The 8,127-nt window shown below is 68.6% G+C and carries 5 protein-coding genes; 2 read left to right on the top strand and 3 right to left on the bottom strand.

The features are described from left to right. Positions 1 to 1,293: hypothetical protein (locus DD1DGNOD_RS04125; protein ID WP_165036399.1), on the bottom strand; the 1,293-nt coding region annotated here is incomplete at its 3' end. A gap of 481 nt (positions 1,294 to 1,774) precedes the next feature. Here DD1DGNOD_RS04125 and DD1DGNOD_RS04120 point away from each other — a divergent pair. Both DD1DGNOD_RS04120 and DD1DGNOD_RS04115 read left to right on the top strand, forming a co-directional pair. Continuing rightward, the gene (locus DD1DGNOD_RS04120; RefSeq protein ID WP_131765295.1) at positions 1,775 to 2,845 is read left to right on the top strand and encodes a glycosyltransferase family 2 protein; all 1,071 of its coding nucleotides are present in this window, start codon (positions 1,775 to 1,777) and stop codon (positions 2,843 to 2,845) included. 135 nt (positions 2,846 to 2,980) lie between these two features. Next, complete coding sequence (locus DD1DGNOD_RS04115) at positions 2,981 to 5,827, top strand: oligosaccharide flippase family protein (protein WP_206442935.1); 2,847 nt, start codon at positions 2,981 to 2,983, stop codon at positions 5,825 to 5,827. 9 nt (positions 5,828 to 5,836) lie between these two features. Here the strand turns inward: DD1DGNOD_RS04115 and DD1DGNOD_RS04110 are convergent, their stop codons facing one another. Both DD1DGNOD_RS04110 and DD1DGNOD_RS04105 read right to left on the bottom strand, forming a co-directional pair. Further along, positions 5,837 to 6,991: a glycosyltransferase family 2 protein gene (locus tag DD1DGNOD_RS04110; protein WP_131769480.1), complete on the bottom strand. Its 1,155-nt coding sequence runs from the start codon at positions 6,989 to 6,991 to the stop codon at positions 5,837 to 5,839. Between the two features lie 48 nt (positions 6,992 to 7,039). Further along, a partial coding sequence (locus tag DD1DGNOD_RS04105; protein ID WP_131769502.1) for a DegT/DnrJ/EryC1/StrS family aminotransferase occupies positions 7,040 to 8,127 on the bottom strand: 1,088 nt, incomplete at its 5' end.

Genomic DNA, 8,127 nt, shown 5'->3' with positions numbered 1-8,127 from the left:
TTCCTCCCGCTGCCCGGGCGGGGTCGCACTGACCACGTCGGACAGGGCGGCGGCAAGCTCACCGGGAGTGGGCTGGACATAGCGGACATACGGGCTGTCCAGCACCAACCGGTTGTGCCGGGCGTCGTTGACAACGGGGATACAGCCGGCGGCCAGCAGCTCGAACGGGATGAGCGAGATGTTCGTGACCGACAGGCACAGCCCCGCCAGGCACCGGTTGTACAGGGCGTTCAGCTCGGACGGAGTGATGACGCCGTGCCGTTGCGCCGGGAAGGGCAGCGCTCCCACGTTCTCGCCGAACAGATGGATCGGCACGTCCGGATGGCGCCGGTGGAATTCCTCCAGCGCCAGCAGGCCGAGCGAGTAGGCACGCCGCGGTGTGCTCGGCTTGGCGTAGAAGACCACACCGTCCCGGACGGGCCGCTCGGCACCCGCATCCACCCGGTACGCGTCCGTGTCCGCGCCGAACTCGAAGTAGTCACACGGCATCCCGTATTCGACGGTCAGTTTCTCCGCCAGCCAACGGCCGGCGGTGATGCCGTGGAAGCCGAAGCGGAACGTGTTCTCGGCCAGCAAGCTCTCGCTACCGGCCGGGTAGAACAGCGGTTCGAAGTCCTGGACGCAGTAGAACCGGCGGCCCGGGGTCCGCGGATCGGCCACGACATAGGCCGACTGCCACGAGGTCGCGAAGACGGCGTCACACGGCTGCATCGGACCGGTCGCGTCGGCGACCTCCGCGCGGATCTGCGGCCAGTAGCCGCGGAAAACCTCGGTATGGGTGCGTATGTCGCCGGCGTACCGGTCGTAGAAGTACAGCCGGCAGGTGTGACCGGAGCGCTCCAGATGTTCGACCAGCCGCAGCAGGGTGGTGTGCCCGCCGGAACCCGGCGGCGGCGGAGTCATCACCCAGTTGACGACCAGGGGGGCATCCCCGCGCGCAACGGCGGGGACCACCGGGCGGCCGGTCCCCGCGGCCGCAGCCGCCGACGGCTCGGACGCCCGCGGCTCGGGCGCTGACGCCCCTGCCAGGGTCGACGCTGACGCCCCTGGCGACCGTAAGGACGCGGAATGCTCCGCCCTGGACGGCATCGGCGTCAACGGACCTGCCCGCAGTACCTCCTGCGCGCGAACCGGCAACGTGCTCGACGGGTCGTCCAGGCGCCGGGACGCCGCACGCAGCGCGCGCCCGGCGAGCCCGCGCGTACCGTCTTCGCGTATCACCCGGGCGATCTGCCCCGCGCGGCGTACGACCTTGCCACGCGCGGCATGCCAGTTCCTGACCGAATCGTTCATGGCTCCCCCTGCCGTACCCCCCGTAGATGATGGCCTGCCCGTACGGACAGCTTCGCACCAGGGTCCGACGAATCCGTGGAATCCCCCAATCGCTCCAACGGGCACGGCAGGGCCCAACCTGCGCCCACCCGGACATGACGGTAGATGTCGTCGGGAGCTGCTAAAGTGCGTCCGGGTTCAAGGTGTGTCCAGGCTTGCTGTCATGTCACCAGAAGGCCACAGGCAGCGCGATCATGTTTTCTCGCGCTCGGGCTGCCTCCGGATCCGGCAGATCCGGAAACCGATCTAGGAGATCCGGGAAGCCCAGGTCCCATGGCTACTATTGCGGATCTTCCGGATCGGCTCCACGGATGCGGCAGGGATCCCGGCAACAGGGGACCCGGGCGCGGGCAAGGATCATGATCTGACCGTCTTCGGCCGGTTCAGCTGTTGCCCGGAGCCGGGCACTCGCCGCGTCGACACCAACGGGGGGTAGCGGTAGATGAGCAGGCGTGTTCCAGCCGGAACATTGCATCGACGCCCGACGGTCTCCGTCGTGGTGCCGTGTTATAACTACGCGCGCTATCTTGTGGAATGCGTTGAGACAGTCCTGTCACAGGAGGATGTCAACCCGGAAGTCATCATTGTCGACGACGCCTCGACCGACGCCAGCGCCACCGTCGCGCAGGCTCTGGCAACCGCCGACAGCAGGGTCCACGCCATCCGGCATTCGACCAACCGCGGTCACATCGCGACCTACAACGACGGTCTGGCCGAGGCAACCGGCGACTACGTGGTCCTACTGTCCGCGGACGACCTGCTGCTGCCTGGTTCGCTGGCCAGGGCCACCGCCCTGCTTGATGCCAACCCCTCCGTCGGCATGGTCTACGGTCACCCGACCCACCTGTACGAGGGCACGAAGCCGAAACCGCCGCGCACCCGCGTCCGGAACTGGACCATCTGGAGCGGGCCGGAGTGGATCCGGCTACGTTGCCGGGCAGGCATCAACTGCGTCTTCAATCCCGAAGTGGTGCTGCGGACGTCGGTACAACGCGAGATCGGCGGATACCGGTCCGATCTTCCGCATTCGGGTGACCTGGAAATGTGGATGCGGGCGGCCTCCGTGGCGGATGTCGGCCGGGTCAACGGTGCCGACCAGGCCTATTACCGGGTACACGCGGCCAGCATGCAACGCACCGTGTATGCCGGGCACCTGACCGATCTACGGGCCCGCTGGGACGCCTTCCGGGTCGTCCTCACCGAACACGCCGAAGGCATACCGGGATCCGGCGAGATGCTGGCGACGGTTCAGCGCACGCTGGCGAACGAAGCACTCGGCCAGATCTCCCGGATCTACTCGGACGGCCGGGAGGACCCCGACGCCGACCTCGTCGACTCCTATCTGCAGTTCGCCCGGGAACTCTATCCGGACACACCGGCGCTGAGCGCGTGGCGGACGATCCCCGTGGCACGTCGAACCGGGGAACACAGGTCCGCCGTGGCGGCGCTCAACGCCTACCGCACGATCGAGGACAAGATTCGCTGGCGGCGATGGCGCTGGAACGGCGTGTGATCACATGGCACGCACCGGTACGGCCGGCAGCCACGCGCCATGACCTCTGGCGCCATGCGTCCCGGTCACAAAGTCACCTGGACAGGTGACGATCCGCCGATCGGGGATTCGCCTGTCGAGCAGACCACTTTGCGGTTGAGGAGGATTCCGCTTCCCAGCTCCCCCGCGGGTGACGGCGGCGCGGACGGCACCGACCCTGCGACGGATGGCACGGACCCTGCGACCGGCGGCACGGAAAATCTTGACCAACTGGTCCGTCGCGGCGCGATGTGGACCACGCTCAACGTGGCGCTGTCCCGGTTCGGCCAGTTCGGGGTCGGTATCCTCGTCGCCCGCATGGTGGCCCCGGAGGACTTCGGTGTCTTCGCCGTCGCCCTGACCGTCCTTTCGATCGTCATCAACGTCAGTGAGCTCGGAGTCAGCGCGGCACTCGTCCGTGGCAGCCGCGAGGAGTGCCGCCGGATCGCACCGACCGTGGCGACCATCTCCATCGGCACCGCGGTCGTGCTGAGCGCGGTCATGGTGGGTACGGCGGACGTGTTCGCCCGGGCGCTCGGATCAGCCCAGGCCGCGGAAGCCGTACGGGTACTGTCCATCGCTGTTCTAGTCGCCGGTTTCGGTGCGGTGCCCTCGGCCCTGCTCAAGCGGGACTTCGCCCAGGACAAGCAGTTCATGGCCGACTCCGCGAACACCGTCGTGTCCGCGGTCGTCGTCGTCCTTCTCGCCGTGACCGGCTGGGGTGCGATGGCGCTGGCCTGGTCCCGGGTCGCAGGCCAGGTCGTCTCGATCGTGCTGCTGCGGCGCTTCACCCCCGAGCATGTCCGGCCGGGGTTCAGCCGGACGGAGGCCCGCCGGCTGCTCGCGTTCGGGCTTCCGCTCACAGGTGCCAACGTCATCGCATTCACCCTGCTCAACGTCGACTACATCGTGATCGGACGGCTTCTCGGCGCCGTCCAGCTCGGCCTGTACATGCTCGCCTTCAACATGTCCGGTTGGCCGATCAACGTCTTCAGCGCCGTGGTGCGGGCCGTGTCCATGCCGGCGTTCGCCCGGGTCAGCGAGGACCGCGAGCAGCTCCCGACCCGGTTCGCCGCCGCGGCGTCCATGGTCGCGACGATCACGATACCGGTATGCCTGATCATGGGTGGTGTGGCCGGACCGCTCGTCGCCGTGGTCTACGGATCGAAGTGGCAGGCGGCCGCCGGCGCGCTCGTGGGTCTTGCGATCTTCGGCGCCGCCCGCACGATGGTCGAGCTGTTGTCGGACTTCCTGGTCGCGCTCGGCAGGACCCGAGCGATCTTCATCATCCAGGTGGTGTGGATCGCGGCCCTCGTCCCAGCCATGATCATCGGAGTCAGGCGCGACGGGATCGTGGGCGCGGGCACGGCCCACGCGGTGGTCATCGTCGGGGTCACCCTGCCGATATACGTGCTGGCGCTGCGCCCATTCCGGATCACCCCCTGGCTGCTGGCACGGGCGATCGGTCCACAGGTGTTGGCCGCCGGCGCGGCCGGCACGGTGTCCTGGCTCGTCGCCTCGGCCGTCGCTCCCGTCTGGCTCGCACTCCCGGCCGCGTCGGCAGCCGGGTTCGTGGTCTTCGCCGGATGCCAGTGGTCACAGATCGTCCGCGTCATCGGGCGACTGCGGTCCCGGCGGGATGGACGGGACGGCGGCGACGCGGCCCCGCCGGATCCCGCCCCCGCCGCCACCGGTGTGGAGGCCTCCGAACACGGCCCGGTCACCACCGCGCCCGCGCGCACCGGTTCCGGCCGCCACCGCGCTCCCCGCGGGGGGTCGCATGGTCCCACCGCGTGGCTGGACGGTGCCCGGGGGCTGGCCGCGATGTACGTGGTTCTCCACCACTGCTGGCTGGCGGTCTTCCCCTCCTACCCGAGGAACAGCGGTCCGTGGTTCGTCGGGTGGATGCTCCACGGCCAGCTCGCGGTCGTGGTGTTCATCGTTCTCTCAGGCTATTCCCTCAGCCTCTCCCCCGCGCGCAACGCGCACCGTCTCAAGGGCGGCTGGCGTACCTTCGCCCGCCGGCGAGCCTGGCGGATCCTCCCTCCCTACTGGGTCGCACTCGTGATCTCGATGCCGGTCGCGCTGTGGGTCGGCCACGACGTCAGCAGCGTCCGGACCGGGATCCGGGCATTCATCGTCCACATGTTCATGCTGCAGGACGTGGTGGGCACCGAACGGCCCAATGGAACGTTCTGGTCGATAGCCGTCGAATCGTGGATCTACGTTCTCTTCCCGATCCTGCTCCTGCTCCGGCGGCGGGTGGGCCCGGTGGTCACGGTCACCGCCACCGTCATCGCGGTGTGCGGCCTGGAGATCGTGGCACTGCATGTTCCGGGATTCGCGCGGTATGAGCATCTCAGCCCGCAGATGCTCGCCTGTTTCGCGTTGGGCATGCTCGCCGCCGACTCGGGGCAGGCGCCGACGATCCGAGGCCGCCGCGTCCCGCTGCTCGCGGTCACCGGTCTGCTGATCGCGGGTTGCGTAGCGGGGTTCGCGGTGGTGGGTTCCGAGCGGGTTGTCGCCGACTACTTCTGGGTCGGCATCCTCGTCGGCGGCATCACGGCCGTGGCGTTTCGCGGGATCGCGACCGCGCCGGCGTCCCGGGTCCGTGACCTGCTGGCCTCCCGGCCGCTCACCGCCGTCGGGATGTTCGCCTTCTCCATCTACCTGATCCACCCGCTCGTGCTGGAAGTGCTCTGGCTCGAACTGGTCCGGCATGTGGCCACGGGACTGACCGGGATGATCATCCTGCTGGCCGTGACGATCCCGGCCGTTCTCGCCGTGTGCTTCGGGTTCTTCAAGCTGTTCGAGGAACCCTTCATCCACGCCCGCTCCTGGGCGGATGTGCGCAACCGCGGAAAGTCCCGGGAGCCGGGGCCCGCCAGGCTTGTCCCGCCTCAGACGAGCCCCACCACCGCGGTGACCATACCCGTCAGCGACCCCGCACTGGAGGGTCGCTGACGGACGGCGTCAGGCGCCGGGGAGCCGGACGTGCGCCTGGGCCTGTCGGACCACCACACGGGCGGTGATCCGCGCGCGGTGTCGCATCATCACCCGCGGATCCGCGCGCAGGAGGCCGTCCACCGTGGCCCAGACCGGAAGCTCCCGGACGGTCGGGTACACCTCTTCGGCGAAGGCGATGAAACCCTCGACCCGATCATGGCTGTCCGTCCGCGAACCCAGGGTGGTCCGGTCACCGCGACGCCGCCCACCGGAAGCACCCAGGAGATCACACGCATGGCGTAGCGCCTTGACAGCCAACGTCCGACAGGCGGTGGCAAGCAGCTCCTCGGCGTTCACCGCATCCTTTCCCGGGCCGGTCAGGACGCTGATGAACGCGTCCCGCCGCCCTTCAAGATCACGGATTACCCCGGAATTGATTGTGTGCTGCATGCTGGCGGAGTGGATCCGGTAGTAGCCCTGATCCGCAGCGTCAATCGTTCCAACGTCGGCGAGCACCGCGAGCCGCATCCACATTTCCATGTCGAATGTGTGCGGAAGTGCCGGGTTGTAGTAACCTGCCGCCCGGAGCGTCGCGGTGCGGATCAGCGCCTCCGGCTGCGCTATGGCGTTGTAGCCGAGCCGGCAGACGTGCGCGAGCCAGTCGTGCCCGGGCCAGACCGACCAGGACGTCGGCGTCGTCCGAGCAAGCGGCAGCGGGGGTTCGGAGAACGCAATCGGTTCGCCGTACACGAAACCAACATTCGGATTGTGCTCGGCGAATGCCACCGAACGCGCGAGCGAACCAGGTGTGAGCAGGTCGTCCGCGTCCAGCTTGATGAAGTACTCGCCGCGCGCCGCGGCGAGCCCCTCGTTGAAGGCCTCCATGTGGCCACGGTTCACCGGACGCCGGATGATCCGGAACCGTGGGTCGGCCGCGGCGAAAACCCCGGCCACCTCGGCACTGTTGTCCGTCGAAGCGTCATCGATGACGTAGACATCGATGTTGTCGTAGTCCTGGGTGAGCACGGATGTCAGGCACTGCGGCAGAAATCGCGCGTAGTTGTAGGACGATACGAAGATCGAAACCAGCGGACGGATGCCGGAGTCCGGGAGCGGACGAACAGGCCCGACCGCCGGGCCGGCACCGTGCCTGGTCGATCTCCGACTGGGCAGAGCGATCATGATTGGCGGATCCTGTTCTGTGCCGGCCGGACAATCACGGGCGACCACTCATACGGCCAGGGCGTCGCGCAGTGCGCCCACGACGGTCCGCTGGTCATCCTCGGTCAGGTGATGGTGCAGCGGAAGGATGAGGGAACGGCTGGTGAGCCACTCGGTGACAGAAAGGTCGCCATGCGGGACATCGGCGTACGGCGGCTCCAGATGCGCCGCCATGATCCCGCGGCGTGCGGACACCCCCCTGGTAGCCAGCAGAGCCAGGACGTCGTCGCGGGAGCGCGAGGAATCCTCCGGCGGTATGACCCAGAAGGCCTGAAAATTGGACTCGCCGTAGGGCGGATCCTGTACCGCGACCAGACCGGGGATGTCGGCGAGCAACTCGTGGTAACGGGCGGCAAGCGCACGCCGGCGGGCCACCATCTCCCCCAGCCGGCCGAGCTGCACCAGCCCGACCGCGGCCTGCAGATCGGTCATCCGGTAGTTGAACCCGACCTCCAGGTAGCGCTCGAGGACGACCCGGTCGCTGGCGTGCCGGTCCGCCGCACTCACACTCATGGCGTGTTCACGCAGCCGGCGCAGCCTGGTCGCCTCCGCTTCGTCGTCGAGGGTGAGCATGCCGCCCTCACCGGTGGTGAGCAGCTTGCGGGGATGGAACGACCACGCCGCGATCCGCGCGCCGGCGCCCACCGGGGAACCGCGGTAGGTGGAACCGGCCGCACACGCGGCGTCCTCGACCACGGCGACACCGAGTGGGTCACACAACGCCCGCACCGCCTCGGCGTCCGCCGGCATCCCACCCTGGTGGACGAGGATGACCGCCTTCGTGCGCGCGGTGAGCACCGCCTCCACGGTCTTGGCGGTGAGGTTCCCGGTAGTGGCCTCGACATCGGCGAACACGACGTCCGCTCCGACGTAGCGCACGCAGTTCGCCGTCGCGATGAACGAGAACGACGGGACGACCACCTCGTCCCCGGGGCCCACTCCGGCCCCGATCATGGCGAGGTGCAGGGCGGTGGTGCAGGAGCTGGTCGCGACCGCGTGACCGGTGCCGACATGCTCGGCGAACGCCCGTTCGAAAGCGGCGACCCGCGGGCCCTGCGCGATCCAGCCGCTTGCCAGGGCCTCCGTGACCGCGTCGG

Origin of the sequence: Candidatus Protofrankia californiensis, assembly GCF_900634765.1 — a bacterium.
In the GTDB taxonomy this organism is placed as follows: Bacteria; Actinomycetota; Actinomycetes; order Frankiales; family Frankiaceae; genus Protofrankia; species Protofrankia californiensis.
The sequence above is the reverse complement of the archived record's forward strand: the minus strand, read 5'-3'. Positions and strand labels throughout refer to the sequence as shown.